21 protein-coding genes and 1 pseudogene are annotated in these 23519 nt (G+C 36.6%); 18 read left to right on the forward strand and 4 right to left on the reverse strand.

Going from position 1 to position 23519, the window contains the following annotated elements:
• Positions 1–495: 495 nt before the first annotated feature.
• The gene (locus TR08_RS18465; protein WP_045520650.1) at positions 496–1263 is read right to left on the reverse strand and encodes a hypothetical protein; all 768 of its coding nucleotides are present in this window, start codon (positions 1261–1263) and stop codon (positions 496–498) included.
• 266 nt (positions 1264–1529) lie between these two features.
• On the opposite strand from TR08_RS18465, the gene TR08_RS18470 reads away from it, so the two are divergent.
• The 3 genes from TR08_RS18470 to TR08_RS18480 all read left to right on the forward strand — a co-directional run bounded on the left by TR08_RS18470 (position 1530) and on the right by TR08_RS18480 (position 4502).
• A complete protein-coding gene (locus tag TR08_RS18470) occupies positions 1530–3182 on the forward strand; it encodes an ATP-binding protein (protein ID WP_045520652.1) in 1653 nt (550 codons plus the stop codon).
• A gap of 232 nt (positions 3183–3414) precedes the next feature.
• A complete protein-coding gene (locus TR08_RS18475) occupies positions 3415–3735 on the forward strand; it encodes a ribonuclease E inhibitor RraB (protein WP_152597460.1) in 321 nt (106 codons plus the stop codon).
• Positions 3736–4250: 515 nt separating this feature from the next.
• The gene (locus TR08_RS18480; protein ID WP_045520654.1) at positions 4251–4502 is read left to right on the forward strand and encodes a DUF7662 domain-containing protein; all 252 of its coding nucleotides are present in this window, start codon (positions 4251–4253) and stop codon (positions 4500–4502) included.
• Positions 4503–4630: 128 nt separating this feature from the next.
• On the opposite strand, the gene TR08_RS18485 is transcribed toward TR08_RS18480, so the two are convergent.
• Entirely contained in the window at positions 4631–5023 is a 393-nt protein-coding gene (locus TR08_RS18485; RefSeq protein ID WP_238579183.1) for an ABC transporter ATP-binding protein, read from the reverse strand.
• A 236-nt stretch (positions 5024–5259) separates the two neighbouring features.
• On the opposite strand from TR08_RS18485, the gene TR08_RS18490 reads away from it, so the two are divergent.
• On the forward strand, positions 5260–7176 hold the full coding sequence (locus TR08_RS18490; RefSeq protein WP_045520759.1) for a 3'-5' exonuclease: 1917 nt from the start codon (positions 5260–5262) through the stop codon (positions 7174–7176).
• 127 nt (positions 7177–7303) lie between these two features.
• Here TR08_RS18490 and TR08_RS18495 read toward each other — a convergent pair whose 3' ends face one another.
• Positions 7304–7735: a hypothetical protein gene (locus tag TR08_RS18495; protein WP_193747785.1), complete on the reverse strand. Its 432-nt coding sequence runs from the start codon at positions 7733–7735 to the stop codon at positions 7304–7306.
• A 498-nt stretch (positions 7736–8233) separates the two neighbouring features.
• On the opposite strand from TR08_RS18495, the gene TR08_RS18500 reads away from it, so the two are divergent.
• From TR08_RS18500 to TR08_RS18540, 9 genes are all read left to right on the forward strand, one after another.
• Positions 8234–8821 carry a hypothetical protein gene (locus TR08_RS18500; protein ID WP_045520658.1) on the forward strand — a complete coding sequence of 196 codons (588 nt, stop codon included), beginning with the start codon at positions 8234–8236 and terminating at the stop codon, positions 8819–8821.
• 357 nt (positions 8822–9178) lie between these two features.
• Positions 9179–9634: a GNAT family N-acetyltransferase gene (locus TR08_RS18505; protein WP_045520660.1), complete on the forward strand. Its 456-nt coding sequence runs from the start codon at positions 9179–9181 to the stop codon at positions 9632–9634.
• Positions 9635–9877: 243 nt separating this feature from the next.
• On the forward strand, positions 9878–10351 hold the full coding sequence (locus TR08_RS18510) for a MerR family transcriptional regulator (protein WP_045520661.1): 474 nt from the start codon (positions 9878–9880) through the stop codon (positions 10349–10351).
• On the forward strand, positions 10332–10754 hold the full coding sequence (locus tag TR08_RS18515; RefSeq protein ID WP_193747786.1) for a hypothetical protein: 423 nt from the start codon (positions 10332–10334) through the stop codon (positions 10752–10754). Before TR08_RS18510 ends, TR08_RS18515 begins: the two co-directional genes overlap by 20 nt.
• A 263-nt stretch (positions 10755–11017) precedes the next feature.
• Positions 11018–11692 carry a response regulator transcription factor gene (locus tag TR08_RS18520; protein ID WP_045520662.1) on the forward strand — a complete coding sequence of 225 codons (675 nt, stop codon included), beginning with the start codon at positions 11018–11020 and terminating at the stop codon, positions 11690–11692.
• The gene (locus TR08_RS18525; protein WP_045520663.1) at positions 11689–13050 is read left to right on the forward strand and encodes a sensor histidine kinase; all 1362 of its coding nucleotides are present in this window, start codon (positions 11689–11691) and stop codon (positions 13048–13050) included. The genes TR08_RS18520 and TR08_RS18525 overlap by 4 nt, the downstream gene beginning before the upstream one ends.
• 86 nt (positions 13051–13136) lie before the next feature.
• Positions 13137–14201 (forward strand): hypothetical protein, encoded by a 1065-nt coding sequence (locus TR08_RS18530; RefSeq protein WP_045520664.1) that lies wholly within the window; start codon positions 13137–13139, stop codon positions 14199–14201.
• A gap of 20 nt (positions 14202–14221) precedes the next feature.
• Entirely contained in the window at positions 14222–14884 is a 663-nt protein-coding gene (locus TR08_RS18535; protein ID WP_045520666.1) for a DUF3995 domain-containing protein, read from the forward strand.
• A gap of 961 nt (positions 14885–15845) precedes the next feature.
• Positions 15846–17306 carry a S8 family serine peptidase gene (locus TR08_RS18540; RefSeq protein ID WP_045520667.1) on the forward strand — a complete coding sequence of 487 codons (1461 nt, stop codon included), beginning with the start codon at positions 15846–15848 and terminating at the stop codon, positions 17304–17306.
• 387 nt (positions 17307–17693) lie between these two features.
• Here the strand turns inward: TR08_RS18540 and TR08_RS18545 are convergent, their stop codons facing one another.
• Positions 17694–18323: a homoserine/threonine efflux transporter gene (locus TR08_RS18545; RefSeq protein ID WP_045520668.1), complete on the reverse strand. Its 630-nt coding sequence runs from the start codon at positions 18321–18323 to the stop codon at positions 17694–17696.
• A 143-nt stretch (positions 18324–18466) separates the two neighbouring features.
• Here TR08_RS18545 and TR08_RS18550 point away from each other — a divergent pair, with 143 nt between their 5' ends.
• From TR08_RS18550 to TR08_RS18565, 5 genes and pseudogenes are all read left to right on the forward strand, one after another.
• Positions 18467–19294 carry a TrmB family transcriptional regulator gene (locus TR08_RS18550; protein WP_045520669.1) on the forward strand — a complete coding sequence of 276 codons (828 nt, stop codon included), beginning with the start codon at positions 18467–18469 and terminating at the stop codon, positions 19292–19294.
• A gap of 303 nt (positions 19295–19597) precedes the next feature.
• A pseudogene (locus TR08_RS31220) lies at positions 19598–19741 on the forward strand (zinc-binding dehydrogenase); the annotation flags it as partial.
• A 235-nt stretch (positions 19742–19976) separates the two neighbouring features.
• Entirely contained in the window at positions 19977–20942 is a 966-nt protein-coding gene (gene hflK, locus TR08_RS18555; RefSeq protein ID WP_045520670.1) for an FtsH protease activity modulator HflK, read from the forward strand.
• On the forward strand, positions 20935–21870 hold the full coding sequence (gene hflC, locus TR08_RS18560) for a protease modulator HflC (RefSeq protein WP_045520672.1): 936 nt from the start codon (positions 20935–20937) through the stop codon (positions 21868–21870). The genes hflK and hflC overlap by 8 nt, the downstream gene beginning before the upstream one ends.
• A 187-nt stretch (positions 21871–22057) precedes the next feature.
• Positions 22058–23017 (forward strand): hypothetical protein, encoded by a 960-nt coding sequence (locus TR08_RS18565; protein ID WP_045520674.1) that lies wholly within the window; start codon positions 22058–22060, stop codon positions 23015–23017.
• The last annotated feature ends 502 nt before the right edge of the window (positions 23018–23519 follow it).

The following is a 23519-nucleotide window of genomic DNA, read 5'->3' on the forward strand; positions in this document are numbered from 1 at the left end:
AAATGACAAAATAGAAGAGGCGATTACAGTCTGTGTTTTGTCATCATTTGTCATGAAATCAGGTGTCAAATTAATTAAAGATACCTTGAAGAAAACTGCGCAAAATGGGGCTGATATTAAGATTTGTACCGGTGATTATTTATATATTACACAGCCTGAGGCCTTAGAATAGCTGCTTTCAATTGATGAGCGTATTAGCATACGACTATGGGAAAGTAATGGTACTTCTTTTCACCCAAAATCGTATCTGTTTCAACCCATTGAACGTGGTGCTCTCTTTATTGGTTCTTCCAATCTTTCAAATTCTCTTTGAATCAAGTCATCGAATGGAATATCTCTGTGAGTGATGAAAAAGAGGTTTTTGATGAAGCACTAAAGGAATTTCTTGCTATTTTCTACTCTGATCGAACTGTCCCATTAAATAAAGAAAGCCTTGAAGCTTATCGAGCTAATTTATAATGAATATTAAACAGAAAAAAGCAGAATGAGTAATCTTCATTCTGCTTCAATAGTTGATGGCTTAATTCCTACTAGTAGCTTATCTAGGTTTTGGATGTTGTCTTGATTGTCTGTGTCCTGTTTGAGTAAATCATTAAAGGGTTCATCAAAAACCGGTTTTCCATATTCTAAGTTTTTTTCTCTTTTATCATTTAAAATAACGGCTGCTTTATAGTAAAAAATTGAATCATTATGATTTAATTCTCTATCTGCACCTATATATTGTGCAATTGATAGGAGAATTAATATTCCACTTAAAACAACCTGAGATGTGTGTAGTAAAGAAAGATAAATAATTGTATAGTTACCGAAAGAAAAGTTAAATAAACCTAAATTGGTGCTAAAAAGTATACTTCCTAATAAAGTTGGGTTTTGTATTTTACTTCCAAAATCTAAAAAGTAAAAAAGTAAGAAATAAGATATACCAAAAAGTAAGAATAGCTCAATTAAAGAATGTATCGCCAATGAAAGACGCCCATTTTGTCTAATCAAAGAGGATTGATATCCATTAATATATTTAATTGTATTGTGTTTTGTATCAACGAAAGATTTAGAATTAACTTTTACTACATCGTTATAAAATGCAATTGCAATTTCGACACCTCTTGAAATAATACGTAAGACAATCAATACAAAAATAAATACATAATGATTCTCTGGAGTGAACACTATTAAAATTGTAATTAAGCAAGTGAAATTGATATTACACCAATTAGAAAATTCAATAAATGACTTCTTTTCAATACGTATAGTACTCCATTGCATTAAGGAGAGCCCATCAATGTTATCCGTAATAATATTAAAATTAGAATCGGTAGCTGAGGGGGTTTTTTTAGCATGCTTTTTTATAGCCTGTTTATAAAAGTTTGCAAAGTATAGGTCAGGAGAAGCAAGACTAATTATCTTTGAAAAGCTATGAGTAAAACAAATAAATCTATATAAACTACTCCACCATAACTTAACAGATTGCCTTCTTAATCTCTTCTTATCATAGTTTTCTATGTAACCTCTGGTTTTTAATAGAGGGAAATATGCTACAAGATTTACTAATGAGCACTCATGAATTTGAAATGAACATAGATGGAGAAGAAATCAGATGGGCAGAAAAATCACACGCACAAATCTTCCGCAACTTCTGGCAGTTCTTCATGGAAAAAGATTTACAAAAAACAATTGAAACAATCGAGTTTGCAGGAATCCGTACTTCCAATTCTGAATACTTCGTAGCTAAAAATGGATGTAAAAAGAAAAACATCTTTATAAAAGACAATTACTACGTTTACACCCACTTAAACCCATCCGCAATGCAAAAAGTATATGAGAAATTCATTAAAGGCTGGGAGGAAATACTCAAACAACCGAAAGTCGAAATGCTTAACGTGGAACTTGAAGAAGCGCCTGAGAATCTGCAAATGGAAGAAAAGCGAAGTTTGAAAGATATTTATGAAAAAAGCCATGCAATTGGTTCGGTTCAGAATAATAATGACTTACATTATAGTACTCTAGTTAAAGAACCTTCCGTTACAAAATTGCCTGATGAAACCGAACCATTAAGTATTCTTTTTGGTCACTCGGCCAACAGCAATGAGCCATTGTATTGGTATCCAACTACGACGAGTAAAATCATGCATACGAATACAGGTATTATTGGCGCGATGGGAACGGGTAAAACTCAATTTACTAAATCTCTCATTAAACAGATACATGATGGAGCTCTATCTAATGTAAATGGAACACCAATAGATATTCTCATCTTTGATTATAAAGGTGACTATATCAAAGATGACTTTATAGCAGCGACAAACGCTACAGTGTATCACCCTTATCACCTTCCGTATAATCCGTTAGCTTTATATAGGGGAAAACAGCTAAAGCCGCTATTGCCTTTGCATACAGCTAGTACCATTAAAGAAACAATTGCTAATGCATTTAATCTAGGTATAAAGCAACAGCAGTTATTAAATGATTTAATCATTGAAGCTTATTCACAAGCTGGTATTCATAAGGCTGACATGGCTACATGGGACCTGGTACCACCTACATTAAATAATGTATTTGAACGCTTGATGAATCGAGAGGAAGTAAAAGAAGATAGTCTTTATGCAGCACTAAAACAAATATATGATTTTGAAATCTTCTCTCCCAAAAGTGAGGATACTAAGTCCTTATTTGACATGATACAAGGTGTAACAGTGGTAAACCTGGCCGGTTATGATCAAAGTGTTCAAAACCTAATCGTAGGAATCACGATGGACACCTTCTATTCCCAGATGTCTACAAAGGGGCACAGTACCATTCAAGGGGATTATCGTGAATTAACAAAAATGATACTTGTCGATGAGGCGGATAATTTCATAAGTCAAAACTTTTCTTCTTTAAAGAAAGTTATGAAAGAAGGAAGAGAATATGGCGTTGGTGTCATCCTTTCAACCCAATTCTTAGACCACTTTGCAACTACAGATAATGACTATGCTCAGTATATATTGACTTGGATTATACATAGAGTACCTACTATTAAAAAGAAGGAAATAAAAGCTATCTTCAGTCCAGAAAGTCAGGCTGAGGGTGAACAGATAGTTAATGAGATAGCTCGACTTCAAAAACACTATAGCTTAGTCACGTCTGTTACCAATAATAGATACGAAATCATGGAGGATATGGCGTTCTGGAAGCTTCTAAATTAAAAATACTAAATTTATTTAAGCTTTCTGATAATAAAACCCTTTGAAATTAATATTTATTAAATTCAAAGGGTTCCTCTTGTTCGCTATATATGAATTCCTCTTTCATAGTACCTTCCGAATTGCTGTTGTGGCTTTATATCTTTTTGAGCATTAAAAATTGATGGTTAGTCGAAAAGAAATAAGTAAATTATAATGAAAACAATGAATGTACTAGAATATGGAGGAAAATCAAATGAAATTTCCAAATGATGCTGATGGAAATGCTTTACATAGTCTATATAAAGATGGAGTAAATTTTAAAAAACAACAATCAGTAGACTTTTTTGTTGCAGTACCTGATAAAGCAACAGGTGAAAAATTATCGATAGTACTAAAAGAAGAAGGATTCAATTGCTTCTTAGAGCAAGACGACGAAACTGAAGAGTGGGCATGTTGTTGCTCTAAAAGAATGATATTAAATTATAATGAATTAATTCAAATACAGAATAAATTAAATAACTTAAGTAAACCACATGGTGGTTATTCTGACGGTTGGGGCGTTTTTGTAGAATAAAATGATTGAGGGAATCAAAAAGATGATTTCGACTTCTTTACGGAGAATGTAGTAAAAATCGAACAAGTACTAGAGCCCTTTGAAGCAATTGAAGGAGAAGTAGGTTAGGTACGGTACTGCAAATGACAAAAGTTCAGCATGATTCCAATTTTCGGTTAAGTTTGATTCTATCGTACGGAATAGCATGCCCATTGGTTTAAGGTTCTGTAATGATTAAACAAAAACGTCTCAAGTACTCAAACGAACTTGGGACGTTTGCAATTTGATTCAATTAGAACATATTTTTTCGACAAATTGCAGTATTTTGGAAGAAATCACCTTTAAAAAACAAAAATTGGATCTGATTAACAAGGGATCACTCGAACACTTAAGAAGGAACGAAAGATGGTATTAGGAATAAAAAAAATTTTAAAAACAAAAGGGATTTTAATAGGGGCATGTCGAAATTATTAGGTAAAAAGATGGTTATATCTAGTACTATAAAATATTAATTTCTTAGTGATTGGAGTGGCATTATGTATACAGGGAAATATGAAAGGTTATATCAATCTCTTAATAAAAAGGAGAAAGAAGTTTCACAACTTACATTATCTATGAATGAAATTGAAGAAATACTAATGTTTAAATTGCCTGCATCTGCTTATAAATATTCTGCTTGGTGGGCGAATGAATCAGAAGGAACTCACACACATGCGCTTTCATGGTTGATGGCTGGTTGGAAAACAGCAGAAGTAAAACCTGGCAATAAGGTGACATTTATAAAATAAATGGCTAGTTCAAAGGGGAGAGTTTTATTTATAGTAGAAGAAATGATAAATATTATTCTTTTAGAAATAAGGAAATTCTGACAATATATTAAAAATCCTCGAGCTCTAATTAGGAGTCGAGGATTTTTTTATTTGATTTTTATCCTTTTAAGAACACCCTTTTTCACAAGATTAATAAGGGTACCCTTATTTTTATAACGATTATGGGCAATTAATCTATTCAAATCTTTAATGGTTAGCTTGGATGGATCAATTGCCAGTTCAAATTCCTCTTTTACTTTTTCAATCAACGATAGTGCATATTCGATTTGCTTTGCTGATAACGTGTAATCTTCATCCTGGTTGGAAACTTGATTTCCCTTTTCAGCGAGTGTAGTTTCTAATGCAGCAGCATGTTCTTTTAACTTTGCTTCCACTAATGCCTCCACCTCTGCTTGACTTATCGATTGATTTTGAGGAGTACTAGTGGGTTGATTTGATTTAAAAAACTTTTCTATTATTCCTTTTAACAATTCATTCACTCCGCTTTCTGAGAGTCCTAACATTATTTTGTCTGGTCTTATTTTCCTATAATACTATTAATAAATTAATAACATGTGAAAAACAATACTTTTGGGAGACTTTTGTTAATTTTGGTAGAAGATAGTCAAAGAATATCGATTATTTCTAAAGTAATTAGAAGTATTTTGTAATATTATGGGTGAAATGGCCTAATTGTAGTATAATGGAGAAAATTGCAATTTTTGGAGCGGTTGTTATGGCGATTACGATTCCCGAGACAATTCGGTCATCTGCGACAACAGGGGAGAGGCTGTTTTTCCGAACGCTTAAGACCTTTTTACCGGATGATTACATTGTTTATTTTGAACCTGATATTCAAGGAAGAAGACCTGATTTTGTAATTATCGGGCCCGACCTTGGCATTGTCGTTTTCGAAGTGAAGGATTATACAAAGAATACACTTTTTCAAATTAATCATGATGAATGGCATATAGTAGCATCTACAGGAGATCAAACGATTGTTCAGAGCCCAATGAAACAAGCTAGGGATTATATGTTTAGAATTGTTGATGTTCTACAAAAAGATAAAAATCTTATTGAGGTTGATGGAAAATATAAATTGAGACTAAAATTTCCGTATGGTCATGGAGTCGTTTTTACACGAATGTCTTCAAGTGATTTCATTACAGATGGCTTGTACTCCGTTATTGAACCAAATCAATGTTTAACTCGGGATGAAATTGATCCAGATAAAGAGGGTTTTTCTGAAGAAGTGTTAATGGAAAAGATCCTCAATATGTTTGTGGTTCAATTCCGATTAAAAGAACCACTATCCTTTGATGACATAAATGCTATTCGTTATCACTTATTCCCTGAAGTACGGATTAGTGCTGAATTCAAACCACCTGTACCTTATCAGGACCAGCTTCTATTATCCTTGCATGATATTAAAACCATGGATCTACACCAGGAGAATTTAGCTAAACAGATAGGAGATAAGAACCGCCTAATACGTGGAGTTGCTGGTAGTGGTAAAACAATTATATTAGCAAGTCGGGCTAAAATGTTATCAAAGCAAAATCCTGACTGGAAAATTCTCATTCTCTGTTACAATATTTCTCTTTCAAATGCGATCCAGCAAATGATCTTACATATGCTTAATGAGCCAGAGGATTTATTTGATTTTGATCCTAATGCTAAGTCTGTACAAAATGAGAATATCATTGTGAGGAATTTTCACTCCTGGTTAAAGAATGATTTGAAGATAAGGGAGCAGCAGCTTCCAGATATCATAGAAAAACTAGAAAGAAATGAAGCGATTCTACCTACATATGACGCCGTATTGATTGATGAAGGACAAGACTTTGAAGCTGACTGGTTGCGACTAGTTAGTTTACTGATTAATGCAGATACCCAGTCTCTATTATTAGTAGAGGACCGCGCTCAGACTATTTATCAACGGAAGCGTTCCTATTTGCAGGAAACGGGCTTAAGTTTTCAAGGAAGATCAAAGGTTCTGTCCATCAACTATCGGAACACCCAGCAGATTGTAAAATTTGCTTGGGAATTTTACCGCAAGCATTCGATGTTTAAAAATAAAGTGGTCAATCGTGAAATTGAAGGTGAGATTATTGCACCACAGAGCACTAAGCGGAGAGGCCCAGAACCTGGAATCGTAAAGGCAGCTAATTTTTTTGAGGAAATGAGAATTGTTGCTCGCTCCATAAAGAAATTACATTTGGAGAAAAAAGTCCCGCTAGAGGACATCCTGATTCTTTACCGTGTTAAACGCACTCATAAATATCCTATTATTGATATTATTAAGCGTTCTTTGAAGGATGAAGGATTACCTTACTTTTGGATAACCGAAAACGACGTCTCAAAACGTTCTTATGCAAAAGATGATGGTAAAGTTAAAATCAGTACCATTGATAGCAGTAAAGGATTGGATTTCAGAGCTGTGTTTATTGTCAATGTGGACTCCATGCCTTTTCCACTTGAGGAGAATAAGGAAAGGGAAGTTTCATTGCTATATATAGGGATGACGAGGGCAAAGGAATACTTATGTCTGTCTTATTCTGGAGAATCAGAATTCACGCAGTACCTTGATAGCGTCAACCAAGAGAGAAAACAATTAAAACCGGACATTGAGAGAGTCAAATCTATTAAATAGACAAGCCTATTTATATATTATAGGCTTGTTTGTTTATGACTATTTTAAAGTTTGAAATCCCCAAAATGGACAAAATGTTTTTCTGCTATATATCTGTCAAATACTTCAATCTTCTCATTTTTTACATCTACAATACTTCATGAAAGGCATCAGAATATGCCTCAAAGAAATAGGAGTTTTCGTCGTAATAGTCATAAGTAATATTGCTATAGCCGTTTTCTTTAAGGATGCAAGTAATCTTATGAACCATTTCCTTTTCAAAATCGTCTTCGAAATTATCATCTGGATTATCTATTCCTAAATAGGTGATATGTGGGTTTCTGGTTCTTAACTGGTAAATCCATACCTCATCAAATCCACTTCCGTTTAGGTAAGGATAATTTTCTTTTAATTTCCCAAGAGCAGCTTCTTTTGTCGATGCAATTACAAAACCTAAGACTTGAAAATTTTCATAAATTGTATCATTTGGTGATTTCATGATTCCTTTTGGGTAAATAATCATCCAATCATTCATCTTCCTACACCACTTTCTAATTTTATGTTCGATATTGTTCGCCATTGATTCACCTAGCCGGATCATCATTTACCAATTTAATAGGATTCATACTTGAACTGGTTCGTTGTTGTGGTATCTCATTTTTATTTACTTTATTCGGGATTCATGAAAGGCAACAGTTGTTTCTGAAGCTATTAAGTATAGGTAAGTGACCTAAAATTTTAGATCTAAAAAAGGAAACTTATAGGATTTTGTCGAATTATTATATAAATATAAATTAATTTACAGGGGGAAAATGAATCGATTTAAGAAAAGAATTTCATAAGGACATGATTGCTATTTAACAAAATGCCAATGTGATTACAATGCGACACGATTTCTACAAATGGTAGCTGCTATAGAGGGGCTCACTGTATATACTACATAAGTAGAATACATAATTTGATCATTTCTATGAGAGAAGTAATAAAGATAAATTGGAACTGGCGGCATGTTGGATGTTGTTTTTAATACATTGGAAAGTAAAAGCATAACGATATGATTATTTAGGAGAGAAAAATATTGTCAAAAGAATTGTTAAACAAACATACCGCAGGGGTTTTGGGGGTTGTTATTAAGCAGCCGCATTGGAAGAAGGATGAGCTTTCCAGCAGACTAAAACAAGTATTAGACGAAATGAGACATAACGCAGGATCACAGGAAGCATACCTAGAGTCGCTCTTAAGAAACGTAACATTTCTATTCGAAAACACAAATCGTGCCATTTCTTTATTAAAGTTCTGTGTGGAAGAAGAAAAGTTTATGACCCAAGAAAACTTTCAACAAGCCATGTTAGAGGTTCCTAAACTTGTTAACGAGTCTAATTTCTTTCTTGAAAATATGCCTCGTTTTAAGGAACTTGTCTACAAGGGTTCAAGTATTGAGGAGCAAGCCGCTCATGGTGAATTGGTTTACTGTGATATCAAACTCGTTAACGATATGGTCATTGATTTTATTGGCACTTTCCTGCATCCGAATAACAAGGACATTATGATTAACTTTATGGAGTATGCTTCAGATGTTGTCGTGGAAACATTAATGCAATTTACTAAAACTTATTCCGGTCTCATGCTAAAAGAATTAAACTCAAATGAAATGATCCAAAAATGAGCGCATAACATAATCTCTTATGTGTAGAAAATGATGAAATTATCTCACAAAAGGGATTTATTTGTATAGAAAGAATAAGACTCTAAACACTATATTCCTTAAGAGCTTCTAAGGCAAACTTCATTTCATAATTGCTTTATGAAACGTCGTGAAAAAGGGAAAATACATTGGTTTGAGACAGAAAATTATAGTATGATTTAAGAGTCTAAAAATTTACTCTATTTTAAGGCGATAATTGATAGAGGAGGCGTTCATTATGAAAAATAAAAGAATCTTTATTAACAATGACTACAAGGGGATAACGCCTAATTAATAAAATTTGTTTAGCGTTTCCCCGAATTAGAGAAGGGGAATAGTATGAATACAAAAAATGTTAGAATTGTAGAATTAAATGCAGAAAATTGGTATGAATGTTGTGAATTAGAGGTTTCATTAGAACAAAAGGATTACATTGAGCCCAATGCTATATCAATAGCTCAGTCAAAGTTTGAACCTTCATTAAAACCATATGCCATATATGCTGAAGAAAAAGTTGTTGGCTTTTTGATGTACAATTCTGTTCAAGAAGAACTTGAAGGTTATTGGGTTTATAGAATAATGGTGGATAAGGAATTCCAAGGCAAGGGTATAGGAAAAGCAGCAACTAAATTAATGATTTCAGAGATGGCAAAATTACCTAATGTAAAAAAAATAGTTGTAGGTTATCATCCAGAAAATATCGGAGCACATAAATTATACTCAAGTTTAGGATTTATTGATAATGGTGATAGGTTCGGTAAGGAAATGGCAGTCATTAAATATTTAACCGAATGATAAACCATCAATAGTGTTATAAAAAAGGTAAAGGGGACCATTTTTGGTTCTCTTTTTATTCCGTTAACGGGCTCGATTGTGGACCATTCGTCTAATTCCTCGGTGAAAATGTGGAGGAATTAGACTTTTTTTATCTCTCAAAATCCTTATCAATGTAACTCCATTTTCCTTGAGTTCACATATTGATAAAAAAGTCAAAAAGCAACTTGACATTGGAGTCAACTCACATGCTATTCTGAATTCATGGAAAAACTTTATTTGATACAAGAGGTTGCTCAGATACTCGGGTTGTCCAAGGATACACTTCGGTATTATGACCGGATCGGGATCGTCTCACCGTCCCGGGAACACAATCGGTACCGCAAGTATTCGAGGAACGACCTCGTTGACTTGATGAATATTCAGATCATGCGGTATGCGGATCTTTCTCTTGATGAAATCAAGGGGAAATTAGGTTTCCACAAGATGAAAAATATCGACTCCGCTTACTGCGAAGAGGTTGCTGCTTTCCTCGATGCTAAGAATGCAGAAATTCGCAAGAAGATTACTCATCTAGAAAAGGTCTGTCAGCTGCTCAACCTAGCAGCCGACACGTTAAGGGACTTTACTAACGAAAGCGACCAACGATTAGCCGAATTCGCCCACGAGCTTTACAAGGATATCCGACAGGATAAACTGGAAATTTTCGAGGAGGGTTGTGATTATCATCAAGATTAGGAATTTCTATTATCTGATTGCAGGAGTTCTTGCGATACTATTTGCTGTCACGCATGCATGGAACGGGCAATCTGCTGTATTGCCGACGCTGGACATTAGGGCGATATCCAAGGATACCCAGACGGTATTCACGTATGTTTGGCACATTATAACCGCGGAAAATCTGGTCTTCGGCATCGCATTCATTTTCATGTCATTCCAAAGTGAGCGATGGAAGACCCGGTTTGCCGCATGGATGATTGTTGCAGTCCTGATCGTCCGACTGATTGTGATTCTTGGTGTAACGGCTATGTTTGACGTTTCTGCTCTTACGAATACGTTTATAGATTCGATTGCCATCGTAATCTATGTCGCCTTGATCATACTGGGCACAACATTGAAGAAAAAAGAGTCCAGTGGTTAGCAGCTATATACTAGAGATGTCCGAATTGTCTTCCAACTCATCAGAACCCTATTAAACTAGATAACAAGCAATCTCTGGTCATTCTTAATAAGAGAGCTTTATGATCATACTTCTATCGTAGAATCATTCAATTGAATATAGTAAGAGTGTGTTTTGATTAATCATTTTTTAAAACACACTCTTTCTTTTTGTACGTTTATCAAGATTCGCATTATTCACTAATAAATCAAAATGAATTGAAAAATCAATTTGGTGGGGGAAAAATGAAAAATAAACTTTTGTACATTGAAGATGATAAGGAAATTGGTACTTGGGTCCGCGAAGATTTAACTGGGCGGGGCTATCATGTGATCTGGCTTACCTCTGGGGATGGCGTCCTCGACCGTATGGAGGGGATCGACCTAGTAATCCTTGACATTATGCTTCCTGGATTGGATGGATTCTCCATTGGCCAGCGGTTAAAAAAAGAATATCCAGAGACACCGATTCTTATGCTTTCTGCCAGAACATCTATTGACGATAAATTACAAGGTCTTCAATTTGCCGACGATTATGTGACGAAACCATTTCATCCCGATGAATTGGCGGCGCGTGTGGAAGTACTGTTAAGACGGTTTGGAAAGATTTCACTACCGATTATTCAACTATCACACCTAAACATTTATATAAATCAAAACCGCATCGTTGATACAGGGTCGAATAATGAAATCATATTAACGGCAAAGCAATTTCAGATTTTCACTTATTTTCTACGCCACCCGAACCAAATTCTTACAAAGGAACAAATCTATGAAGCCGTATGGGGAAATCCATTTATGGAGGGGGATAAAACGTTGATGGTCCATATTCGCCATTTACGTGAAAAAATAGAGGAAAACCCGAGCCAGCCGAAAATTATTGAAACCATCCGTGGAATCGGATATAGGGTGAAGCAATGAGATTTCGACATTCCCTGTTGGCGAGGTATTTACTGATCATTATGGTAGCACTTATCTTATGGCCGTTTGTTTTACCTGCCTATCTCATACCGTCCTATCTTCTGGATAAGGATCTTCAACAAAAAACTCAGTATATTGATACGAACCTTTTAAAGGAAATGTGGCATCATGAAGCAGCAAAGTTGGATGGAGCCACACCAGAGCAGGTAGAACAGAAGCTCTACACATTAAAGGAAAAATATCCACACGCCTCGATGTTCTGGGTGGACGGGTCGGGGGAAACTAAACTAGTCCTTTCCGAACAAAACAATAATCCGGATCAATGGACCATAGAGAACAATATTGAGTTTATAAATCAAAGGGATGAAGTTCCTCTTACCTTTTTGTCTTATATTGGCGGAGATCAGAGCAATGGATATATAGCTTTCCAAATACCACTTTCTTTTACAAAACCTCCAACCTTTTCCATTATAGATGACAAGTTTTTGGCGATATATACTTTTTTTGTATTTGGTCTCTTTCTATTTGTCTCTTGGTTATTTTTCTTCAAGATACGGAAACGGCTCGTTCATCTCCAAACCGCCATGACGGATACGAAGGAAAACGGGATACCCGAAAAGATAGCTGTCAATAAAAAAGACGAAATCAGTGAATTAGGCCAAGCATTTAATCATATGATTGATGAACTGATAAAAAGCAGACAGCACGAACAAGAAGAAGAAGAGCTGCGCAAACAGCTGATTGCCAATATATCCCATGATTTACGAACACCGCTCACAGCCATTCGTGGGCATGCCTATTCATTACAAAAAGAACCATTATCTCCCAAAGGGAAAGAATCACTTCATTTAATTGAAAACAAGGTAGATCTCTTAAGCCACCTGCTTGAAAATCTCCTTTCCTACACGTTATTATCAGCCGGAAAATACACATTGCAAAGAAAAGAATCGGAAATGATACGGTTCATTCGTGAATCAATGGCAGGATGGTATCCCGTATTTGAGAAAGAGGGCTTTAAAGTGGATGTTGATCTGGCCGAAAAGACTTTGATCTGGAATATCGATCCCCATTGGTTCATGCGCATCGTAGATAATCTATTACAAAACGTGATAAGGCACGCTAAATCCGGGCAGTATATCGGTGTCCGAATTGTGGATTATGAAGGGAAAACAGCTATTCTGATCGAAGACAGAGGTCCTGGCTTGGAAGTAACAACAGACAAAAAGGGGGCCGGCATCGGCCTCTCCATCGTGTCACTCATGATTCAGGAAATGCAATTAGGATGGAAAATAACAAGTTCAACAAACGGTACGCAAATATATCTGTACGAAAATAATAAAGGGAAAACTCCGAATTAAACAAAATTTAAACGAAACCTCACCTTCATTTTAACCTATGCAGATTAGGATGAAAGTGAGGTTTTTAAATTGATAAAAACGAAAGGATGATTACTTTGAATAGCACACCGCCTCTACTGAATAAAGATACTAAAACACAATTTAACCTTTGGCCCTCATGGATTGGATATGCCGCGATTGTTTGGTCAGCGATGTATGGAGCAATACACCTTTATTGGTTATTAGGTGGAGCTGGATTTCCTTTTGAAAATGACGGTATAGGAGCCGCTATGGTTACCTATCTTCCAGCAAAAGTGGGCTGTATTGTTTTTGTTACTCTTTGTCTCATTGGCATTGGAGTAGGTTTTGTCATGCAAAAATCAAAACATGAGACTTTTTCTAGGTGGTTTGCTATTACCTATTCATGGGGGTTCTCTGTTAGTCTGCTTCTTTTTATTCCAGATACCAAGTTAATTGCTGCTATGGCGTACGCCTTTTTATTTAAATTCCCCTTCAGCTGGCAAATATTGAACCAAATCATTTGTATTATTGGCGCGCTTCTTTGGATAATAACCGCTGTTGTCTACCAAAGAAAAACTCGGTATGCATGTGAATATTGCGGGCGTAATAAAAACGGTGAACCCTTTTTCTTGGTACGGTGGGGTCGATTATTAACCGTTATTGCCGCCCTAGCTCCCATTCCCTACGCCATTGTTCGTTTCGCGTGGGCACTCGATATTCCTTTAGGAATTGACCCGCAATTCCTTAAAGATTTCTCGATTGCTAATCCGATGGCACAGATTACAGAATGGGTTTTTGGATCTCTTTGTATCGGCGGGGGACTCCTTACGCTTGGTTTGATTCGAAAATGGGGTGAAGTCTTCCCGAAATGGTTCCCGTTCATTGGTGGCAAAAGGGTACCCATCATGCTTGCAGTCATACCTGCTTCCATTGTTGCCATCGCTGTAACCGCAGCAGGTCTTGTCTTTACTTTCAGTTTCATCGCTGAAACACTTCACCTCATGCCAGTCGACAATCTCTTAATCAATCAGGACTGGGGAATTGTGGGACCTATGATTTTTTGGGGACCATGGGGAGTGGCTCTTGGGCTGGCGGCGATCTCCTACTATTATCGTCGGCGTGACCGATGTTCCAGTTGTGGAAAAGGTTAAAATAAGGAGGAATTGGGAACATGAATGATAAAACAAACATTGTGGAAGCACAAACGGAAAGGTTGAATGCATTTGAACGATTGACGAAGAAAGCGGTCTGGCCATCTTACCTCGGTTGCTTTTGGGCAGTAATGTATGCCGTTTTCGTCCGATTTTATCAAGCAGCAGGCGGAACTATTGGTCTTCCGGGGCAGCTTGAGAATCCTAAAGGGGCGTACATGGCAAGTTACCTTGCAGGCGTCTTAATCATGACCTGTGGGTTCATTTTAATTGCCCTTATCAAGCCATGGGGAAGAGTAGTCCCAACATGGGTGCCGTTAATTGGAGGAAAAAACATCCACCGTCTCATCATATTAATCCCTACCCTTTCCTGTACTGCTTTTTTAATTGCACATGGAATTAGCGGGATCATTACAAAAGCCCTTCTTCTAACAGATGTTATTACCATTCATTTCACTGGCTGGATTTCACTTGATGTTCAAAGCCTGGCATTATGGTCTCTTTTGTTTTATGAGCCGTGGTTTGTGATTATGGGCATTTTGTCCGGCTTAACAGCTTCCCATTATGCGCAAGCTTCTGGCATTTCGCTTTCTACATTTAGAAAGAGCATAGTCATTTATTTATTTTCCGTGTTCCTACTAACGGGGTTTTGTGTATTCTATATCATTTTTAAACTATCATAAAGGGGATGTATTTCTTACTATGAATTCTAACAATCGTATTTTAGTAGGGAAAAAGTGTGAGAGAAGGACCAGCAAATTAAGATTTGCTGGTCCATTAGAACAATCGGGCGCGATTGTTGAAGACCATTAGTCTAATTCCACGGTAAAAATGAGGAGGAATTAGACTTTTTTTCTCTAAAAATTCTTAACGTTGTAAATCCATTTTTCTGGAACATACTTCATTGTTAAACTTAATCGTAACCATACTGTCATTTAAATCAAAAAAATAATCCACCCTTGAGTGGATGGCTCAGGTGGATTATTTCCCCATGTAGCCGACTCCCTTTGAGGGAACCGTCTATTGCTGGACCGGACATGTAGCTGCATGTTTGGTCTTTTTTAATTTATTCAGTACTTGTATTTATTATAACCGAGATGAATGAAAATATGAAATATATGATTCCATTGATTTATATAAAGGTGGACGTGTGAATTCTTTGAAGTACTCCACGTATAACGTGATTGATGAATACAAAAAATACCATCCTTAAAAAATATAAATTTCCTATACGATTCCTTACCAAACCACAGCCATTCTAAAAACTTTATTCGATGTAAATAAATTTGCTAGATTCATAGCTCTGGATTCACCCAAGCAAGAATATATTGAGTTATTTTAATATTAGAATTATTCTTGACACTAAAAAAAATAGTGCTGTGATGTAGAGGGGATTCACCAGCACCTCATGTGGAGCCAAATTCACTTTGGAAGAGTAGAATAAGTCATGTTTCTGAAGTTAACAAAAAGAGCTCATTCATTATTTTTCAATTTGTAATTTCATTAAAATTCCTATTTTCTATTATTATATCACCCTATTGAATTTTTAAACTTTGGTAAAGTTGGTTTCCAAAAATGGTATTTAAATGTAATTTATATTAAAATTAAAATGGTGATAATTTCCATAATTAAAGGAGGGGGACCATGAAGAAAGTTTTAGTAAAAACCTTGCTTTCTGTGACATTAGGGATCGGATTTGTGGCGGGGGCTACGACACACAGCCTAGCTGCTGAAATTCAAGGAACAAAAACAGCAGGGGAAAATCTGTACGTGATTGCATTTAAAAACGAGCTGCCAAAGGATTATGAAGAAGTAATCGAGAAAGCAGGTGGCCGAGTAGTAAAAGCACTCCCAGAAGTGGGAGGAATCCAAGCACAGTCTGATGATCCTGCATTTCTACGAAATCTAAAAAAAGTGCCATCCATTGAGGTTGCCAGTAAAGAAGTGCCACTTGCATTAAACCAACCGGCAACGATTTCCAAACTGGCACAAACCACTGCCATCAATGAGCAAGGAAGTCTATGGGATGCGCAATGGGACATGCAAAGAGTAACGAATAATGGGAAATCGTATGAAATTGAAACCGGCGGATATGTAAATGATGAGGGAGAAACTGTACATAAAGCGGTGGTAGGGGTTATTGATACAGGAATTGACCCAACTCATCCAGATTTGCAGAAGAATCTTCTTGGTGGACGGAATTTGGTCCCTGCAGGAATGGATGAAACGGAAACCGGAGACCCAAATGACATCGTGGATCGAAATGGACATGGGACACATGTGTCTGGAATCATTGCTGCCGATGGTAATGTCAAAGGGGTAGGACCAGACCTAGGGATCCGTACCTATCGTGTATTCTTTTCAGAACTAGCACTCACTCTGCCATCCTTTATCATTGATGGCATTATTGCCGCTGCGAATGATGATGTAGACGTTATTAATATGTCTCTAAGACTCTATCATACTTCGAAAACAATCATCGAAGGAGAAACCTATAAAACAACAGCAGATACGTTATTGTGGAAGCGCGCGATCCAATACGCCTTGAAGAACAACGTTACCGTAGTAGGGGGAAGTGGGAATGAAAGCTTGAACTTGGATGACAAGAATGAGGTTACTGCTTACTTAAACACACTTTATGAACCATACGGAATCTCACTCCAAGGACCGACAACGGTGGTACCGGCACAAATGCCTGGAGTGATTAATGTATCTGCTTCGAACAAATGGTCCAAACAGGAACTTGCCTTTTTCTCCAATTATGGAAACAGTGCGATTGATGTAGCTGCTCCTGGAGGAGACTTTGGTGCAAAATATACCGAAACCTTTGATCCAGATACGGCTGATTTTACTAACTTAATCCTTAGTACGTGGCCACGTTACTTAGGGTCGGATTATTCTTATAACGCAGGTACATCGATGGCGGCTCCTCAAGTTGCTGGGATTGCGGGTGTCATTAAAGCTGCAAACCCTGATTTAAAGCCATCACAAGTATCAGCCATTATTAAACAAACAGCTATTGACTACGGAAAACCTGGCCAAGATGCCTTATTTGGATCAGGGGAAGCTAATGCTCATCGGGCGTTGATGAATATAAAGAAATAGGGACTGTGGTTCAAAACAATCTAGCAAATAAACGGGGACATTTCATTAAATAATGGGATGTGCCCGTTTTGTCAGCGGTATGATTTATTGCATGGTCCTATTCTTGGTTTTATTGTTCTCAATCATAACAGGGTGGGGCCGCCAATTGGAAGGCTCAGAAGGGGAAGCGGTTAGCACTCCGCAAGAATTTAAAAACCAAAGTGCTGTAATGTAGAGATGGGCACACAAACACCTCATGTGGTACCAAATACACTCTGGAAGCGTAGAAAAAATTATGTTTCTGGAGTTAACAAAAAAGAGCTCATTCGTGTGAGCTCTTTTTTGTTATAGCTTTATATGGATGTTCTCAAGCACCAAACGAAAATACAAGATCAAGTTGATAAGTGCTTAAATTCCTGTTTTAACCCCAAAACCTATTAAAAGTAAACCAGTTGATTTTTGGAATACTTTCTGGAATTTGGAGTGGTTCAACCATTTTTTTGCGTAATCAATTACATAAACAAGGATGAGAAACCACAATACAGCGAGTAAAGTAAGGATGGATGCTAACACAATCAATTGCTGATTTACATTACCGTTCAAAGCGATAAATTGAGGCATGATGGTTATGTAAACTAAAACAGTCTTTGGATTAAGAACATTACTGAGTAAAGCTTGCATAAAGGACTTTTTATTATTCCGACTCGAAGAATTGGTAGGTGCGTTTGCGTGTGCTTGAATTTCCTCTAAAGAAAACACACTTTTAGCAAAAAAGCTTTTGATACCCAAATAAATTAAGTAAGCAGCTCCCAAATATTTGATTGTACTAAATAGAATAGTAGACTTCGCAATGACAACAGATAATCCAAGAATAGCAATAAGCGTCCAAAAAGAAAGTCCCGTTGCCATTCCGAGAACCGTATAACGTCCAGCTTTCGGACCATAGCTGAGCGTATTTTTTACTAAGAGCATCGTATCAGCCCCTGGTATTACAACCATCATAGCAGCAATCGAAATGTATGTTAGTAAGCTATCCATGTTGTTTCTCCCTTCTTTTCTGCATAGTGGTTACCAAAGTAACTACTTTTTTAAGATTATATCAGAAGCACTTGGAAATAATCAACAGAATTTGATAAAATATTCGTTACTAAGGTAGCTACTAATATGCTGTTGGAGGACTTATGAAAGAAAACATTTTCGAAATATTAAAAAATCTAAATTTTACCGAATATGAAGCGAAAGCATATCTTACTTTGTTGGAGGAATCGCCTTTAACCGGTTATGCAGTAGCAAAACATTCCGGTGTACCACGTTCAAGGATTTATGAAGTCCTTGACAGCCTCGCGATCAGAGGAGATATTCTGGTTAGTCCTGGAAACACGCCACAATATACGCCTGTTCCTGCAAAGGAGCTAATTAAAAGCCGCCGATTGAAGGCAGAAGAAAACTTTGAATTGGCAGAAAAATCATTAGAGGAGTTTGAGCGTTCTACAAATGACCGTGAAAATATCTGGAATATCACGGGACACAATGAAATACTCGAAAAGATAAAAGTTTGTATCGAATCTGCTAAAAAAAGAATTCTCTTAGAGGTTTGGACAGAAGAATTCTTAGAATTGGAGTCTGAACTAAGACAGGCAGCAAAAAGAGGGGTCAATGTAACAATTATTGCTTATGGGGAAATCACCGCTGATTTTGCTAATGTTTACCTACACTATATGGGTCATGAAATTACAGAAGAATATGGGGGACGATGGATCGTTATAAGTGGAGATGGTTCAGAAGTAGTGGCAGGTATTGTCTCGCTGGGTAAAGATAGCCGTGCTGCATGGACCATGCATGTAGGTTTAGTCATGCCAATAACAGAATTCATGATTCACGATTTGTATCTCATGGAAATTCTGGAGAAACATAAAGAACTTTTAGAGGAAAGTTTTGGGAAAAACCTCATCCATTTACGTCGTAAATTTTCCATCCATCCAGATTTTAAAAAACATTATATGAAATAGACTTATACTATTTTTATCTGTTCTACATGAGCTAACTGGGGAGTTCTTGGTATGTAGCCTACGTTCATATGAGACTGAACCACAACTACAACAATCAGACGAGCCTTCTACTGTTGAACACGGAAAACATGGGAGTGGGAATCAGACTAGTACCTAACCTATTTTTTTATTGATTTCCAAAGCAACAAAGTTTGTGAAAAAAACCTTTTTAAATAAAGCGCCTTTTCCAACTCGAAATTTGTTAATCTCACATCAAAAGATAGCAATATCATTTACTAGTAAAAGGAGACTATGTATGGATATCTAAACCTTCTAACAGAGCTTTATAAGTCTGGAAAGATCAAAGCGGTCATCGATCAACGATATCCGCTGGAACATCTTGCCGAAGCTCACCGTTACGTGGAAACGGGTCACAAAAAAGGAAATGTTGTGATAACTTTAGTGTAGTAAGAAATATATTTCTCCATATACAAAAATAAGAAGTCAGATTACCTACATGAGTAGTTAATTAACTTCTTTTTTTATATGGATTTTTTTAGTGCCTTCTTACCGTCCCCTGGTACCCCCGCGAAACCATGAAAACCGTCCCTTTAGTCAGATTTCAGTATTTATTAAATATTGAAACTTTTTTGTAAAGTATTCGTAATAAAGCTATAGCCTTATAGAAAGAGGGGGAGACCGAATGGGAAATATAAATAGAATCTATAAAACTGTTGGACTTATTATTTTAGGCGCCATCCTCGTTATTGTTGGTTTTACCACTTGGTATACGGTCGATGAAAGTGAGCAAGCCGTTATTATTACCTTTGGCAAGGTTGAAGAAGGGGTAACCGAACCTGGTTTACATTTTAAGCTGCCATGGCCAATTCAATCCGTGGAAACGCTATCTAAAGAAACCTTTAGTCTGCAATTTGGTTATGAAGAGAAAGATGGAAAAGTAAAAGAGTTTCCAGAGGAAACGAAAATGATTACGGGTGATGAAAATATTGTTTTAGCGGACTTAGTGGTCCAATGGAAAATAACCGACCCAGCAAAATATTTGTTTAATGCTGAGAAGCCAGAAGAAATTTTGTATAATTCTACCTCTGCGTCTTTAAGAAGTATTATTGGTAGTTCTAAAATTGATGACGCTTTAACCTCTGGAAAGGCTGAAATCGAAGCCGATGTCAGGGATTTGTTATCTACATTGGTAGAAAAATACGATATCGGGATTTCGATATTGGCTGTTAAGCTTCAGGATGTGGAACTGCCTAATGACGAGGTAAGAAAAGCCTTTACAAATGTAACAGATGCCCGTGAAACAATGAATACAAAGATTAATGAAGCAGGGAAATATCGAAACAAACGGACCAATGAAGCCAAAGGGGAAGAGGCTGCCATCAAGTCAAAAGCCCTAGGTGATAAAGCAGCAAGGATTGAAACAGCAAGAGGGGATGTTTCTGTATTCAATAAGCTGTATGATGAATACCGTACAAATCCTGACATTACCAGACAGCGGTTAATGTTAGAAACGCTTGAACAGGTTCTCCCAAATGCTGAAATCTATATTATGAACGATAATGGAGATACGTTAAAATATTTCCCAATCAGACCTTTGGAAAACGAACAGCCAAAGACAAATGGGGAAGGAAGTGAAAAAAATGAGTAATGATAATGTAGTCAACATCGACGGTCGTGGAGGAAAAGGATTCAACTGGAAAAACTACACAAAAATTGGCAGCATTTTCGTCATCGTCATCATCCTCTTAGCAGTATTCATTTCAAATCTCATTGTTGTTAAAGAAGGCGAATATAAAGTGATTCGACAGTTCGGAGAAGTGGTACGGATTGTGAAAACTCCAGGTTTAACCTATAAAGTTCCTTTCATTCAAAGTGTCACGACTCTGCCAAAATATCAAATGACGTATGATGTTACAGAAGCTGAAATTAACACCAAGGATAAGAAACGGATGCTCATCGATAACTATGCCATTTGGAGAATTGAAGATCCGAAGAAGATGATCACTAATGCAAGAACCGTTGAAAAAGCGGAATCCCGAATGGAGGAATTTATTTACTCCGTCGTTCGTTCAGAGCTTGGGCAGTTAAACTATGATGAAATCATAAATGATGAAAAATCTTCACGTGGTTCTTTAAATGATCGGATTACGGAAAAGGTGAATGATCTTCTCGGAAAAGATCATTATGGGATTGTGGTTACGGATGTCAGGATGAAGCGAACGGATCTTCCTGCAGAGAATGAACAGTCCGTATTTACGAGGATGATTTCTGAACGAGAATCTAAAGCACAGGAATATTTGTCTATGGGTGATGCAGAAAAGAATAGAATTGAGGCAGATACAGATCGAGAAGTGCAGGAATTACTATCAAAAGCGAAAGCTGAGGCAGAATCCATCCGTGCTGATGGGGAAGCGGAAGCGGCAAGAATCTATAATGAAGCATTCTCTAAAGATCCAGAATTTTATTCGATGTTCCGTACGTTAGAATCCTATAAAAAGACAATTAATGATGAGACAGTTATCGTTCTTCCCTCTGATTCTCCTTATGCACGTTTGTTGATGGGATACACAGATTAATAAAACCATCAAATTAAATAAATGGTAGTGCCCTGCTATTTGCTCCAGAGTAGCAGGGCTTGTCTATTTCTATTCCAAACCCTCCACCAATAATATTTTGTTCAATTACAAATCTCATAATTTTACATTCTACAACAACCATAATACTTTGCTAAAATAGTGTTAAATAAGGAAATGGAGAATTATGATGATTAGTCAAGATGAAATGAATTATCTAAATAAGTATCTATTAAAAAGTGGTGAGCGTTTAGACTTCCCCAATAACAGTATAAGTAGTAATCCTTCTATTGAACAGAAAAATTATCGTGAGGACAAGGAAACGAACCAAGCCGAACTCGTAAATGTCATCAAAGAACTGGGCGACTTACAAAAATTAGTTCCCGATATTTACGCTGAAACAGCCAATAATGTTAATAAGGAGTCCATGTCAACTGTTTCACTAATAAAGAGAAACCGGGAAAACGGAAAGGTTCAGTTCGATAATGCTCGCATGGAGGCCGGCATTGATCCTGCTGCCCAGGAAAATTACGATACGATAAAACATGAATATGAACGGTTGGATAATGAGTATAAACGAACGAAAGTCCTGCTTGAACAAGACGTGGAAAGAACAGAAAATCTCAAGGATCAACTGGAAACCACGATTAACATGCGTGTCCTTGAGCTTCAGCAGCGGTTCAAATATTATATGAGCCAGTTCCAGTTCGAAGGGGAAATCAGTTGGGATTCGTTTGAGGATCGAAGACAACGAACACATTTTCAGTTGTTTATTAAAGCTCGAAAAGAAGGACACCGCGGTGCCATGGAAGATGTAAGTATAAAAGCGAGGGGTGGCAGAGTGGGAAAAGGGGTTTCAGGGGGAGAAGAGTCCCTAAGTTCACTGCTATTTGCTCTAGCGCTTCTGCAAAATCTCCAAACCACACCTGGATTTATTGTACTTGATGAGTTCGATAGTGCACTAGATGAAAATCGGAAGGTAAAAGTGTTTGATTTATATGAGAGTGAATTAAAACGGAAGCTTATTATTCTTACACCAAAGTCACATGAAAACACGTATTTGGATCGATTTACAAAAGCATTCGTTGTCCAACATGATCCAACTATTCCTCAAAGTAAAGTAGTGGGAATAGTTAAATCAATAGTTTAAGGTACTGAAAGTATATGAATCATTAAGTTAAAAATGCTGCATTTTCTTTGGCTACAGCATTTAATAATATGGGCAAATTTCTAAGTGATTAGGTAGATCATTTAATTCACAAAAATAAAAAGAAAAAATAAGAATGTACGTTCGTATAAAAGAGAGGAATATGATATACTAGTAGTGCAATAGAATAGGATTTCTCAAGGGTGGTCGGCACACTCCCGAACAGAAAGGGGGTGATGCTGGATGACAGTGTTTGAATCATTAATGTTTGCGATTGGTTTTGCCAGTTTAATCGTAACCATACTGTCATTTAAATCAAAAAAATAATCCACCCTTGAGTGGAATGGATCAGGTGGATTATTTTCCCTAAAAGCCGACTCCCTTAGAGGGAACCGTCTATTGTTGGACCGGACATGTTACAGCATGTTCGGTCTTTTTAAATTTATTTAGAACTTATAATTATTATAACCGAAATATATGAAAATGTACAAAATGAAAAATTAGT

The sequence above is a fragment of the Neobacillus niacini genome (assembly GCF_000759675.1).
Taxonomy (GTDB): domain Bacteria; phylum Bacillota; class Bacilli; order Bacillales; family Cytobacillaceae; genus Neobacillus; species Neobacillus niacini_A.

Coding starts and splice junctions, on each gene's coding strand:
- TR08_RS18465 (WP_045520650.1), bottom strand. CDS start 1,263: ATGCAATGGAGTACTATACGTATTGAAAAGAAGTCATTTATTGAATTT.
- TR08_RS18470 (WP_045520652.1), top strand. CDS start 1,530: ATGCTACAAGATTTACTAATGAGCACTCATGAATTTGAAATGAACATA.
- TR08_RS18475 (WP_152597460.1), top strand. CDS start 3,415: ATGAAATTTCCAAATGATGCTGATGGAAATGCTTTACATAGTCTATAT.
- TR08_RS18480 (WP_045520654.1), top strand. CDS start 4,251: ATGTATACAGGGAAATATGAAAGGTTATATCAATCTCTTAATAAAAAG.
- TR08_RS18490 (WP_045520759.1), top strand. CDS start 5,260: ATGGCGATTACGATTCCCGAGACAATTCGGTCATCTGCGACAACAGGG.
- TR08_RS18495 (WP_193747785.1), bottom strand. CDS start 7,735: ATGGCGAACAATATCGAACATAAAATTAGAAAGTGGTGTAGGAAGATG.
- TR08_RS18505 (WP_045520660.1), top strand. CDS start 9,179: ATGAATACAAAAAATGTTAGAATTGTAGAATTAAATGCAGAAAATTGG.
- TR08_RS18510 (WP_045520661.1), top strand. CDS start 9,878: ATGGAAAAACTTTATTTGATACAAGAGGTTGCTCAGATACTCGGGTTG.
- TR08_RS18520 (WP_045520662.1), top strand. CDS start 11,018: ATGAAAAATAAACTTTTGTACATTGAAGATGATAAGGAAATTGGTACT.
- TR08_RS18525 (WP_045520663.1), top strand. CDS start 11,689: ATGAGATTTCGACATTCCCTGTTGGCGAGGTATTTACTGATCATTATG.
- TR08_RS18530 (WP_045520664.1), top strand. CDS start 13,137: ATGATTACTTTGAATAGCACACCGCCTCTACTGAATAAAGATACTAAA.
- TR08_RS18535 (WP_045520666.1), top strand. CDS start 14,222: ATGAATGATAAAACAAACATTGTGGAAGCACAAACGGAAAGGTTGAAT.
- TR08_RS18540 (WP_045520667.1), top strand. CDS start 15,846: ATGAAGAAAGTTTTAGTAAAAACCTTGCTTTCTGTGACATTAGGGATC.
- TR08_RS18545 (WP_045520668.1), bottom strand. CDS start 18,323: ATGGATAGCTTACTAACATACATTTCGATTGCTGCTATGATGGTTGTA.
- TR08_RS18550 (WP_045520669.1), top strand. CDS start 18,467: ATGAAAGAAAACATTTTCGAAATATTAAAAAATCTAAATTTTACCGAA.
- hflK (WP_045520670.1), top strand. CDS start 19,977: ATGGGAAATATAAATAGAATCTATAAAACTGTTGGACTTATTATTTTA.
- hflC (WP_045520672.1), top strand. CDS start 20,935: ATGAGTAATGATAATGTAGTCAACATCGACGGTCGTGGAGGAAAAGGA.
- TR08_RS18565 (WP_045520674.1), top strand. CDS start 22,058: ATGATTAGTCAAGATGAAATGAATTATCTAAATAAGTATCTATTAAAA.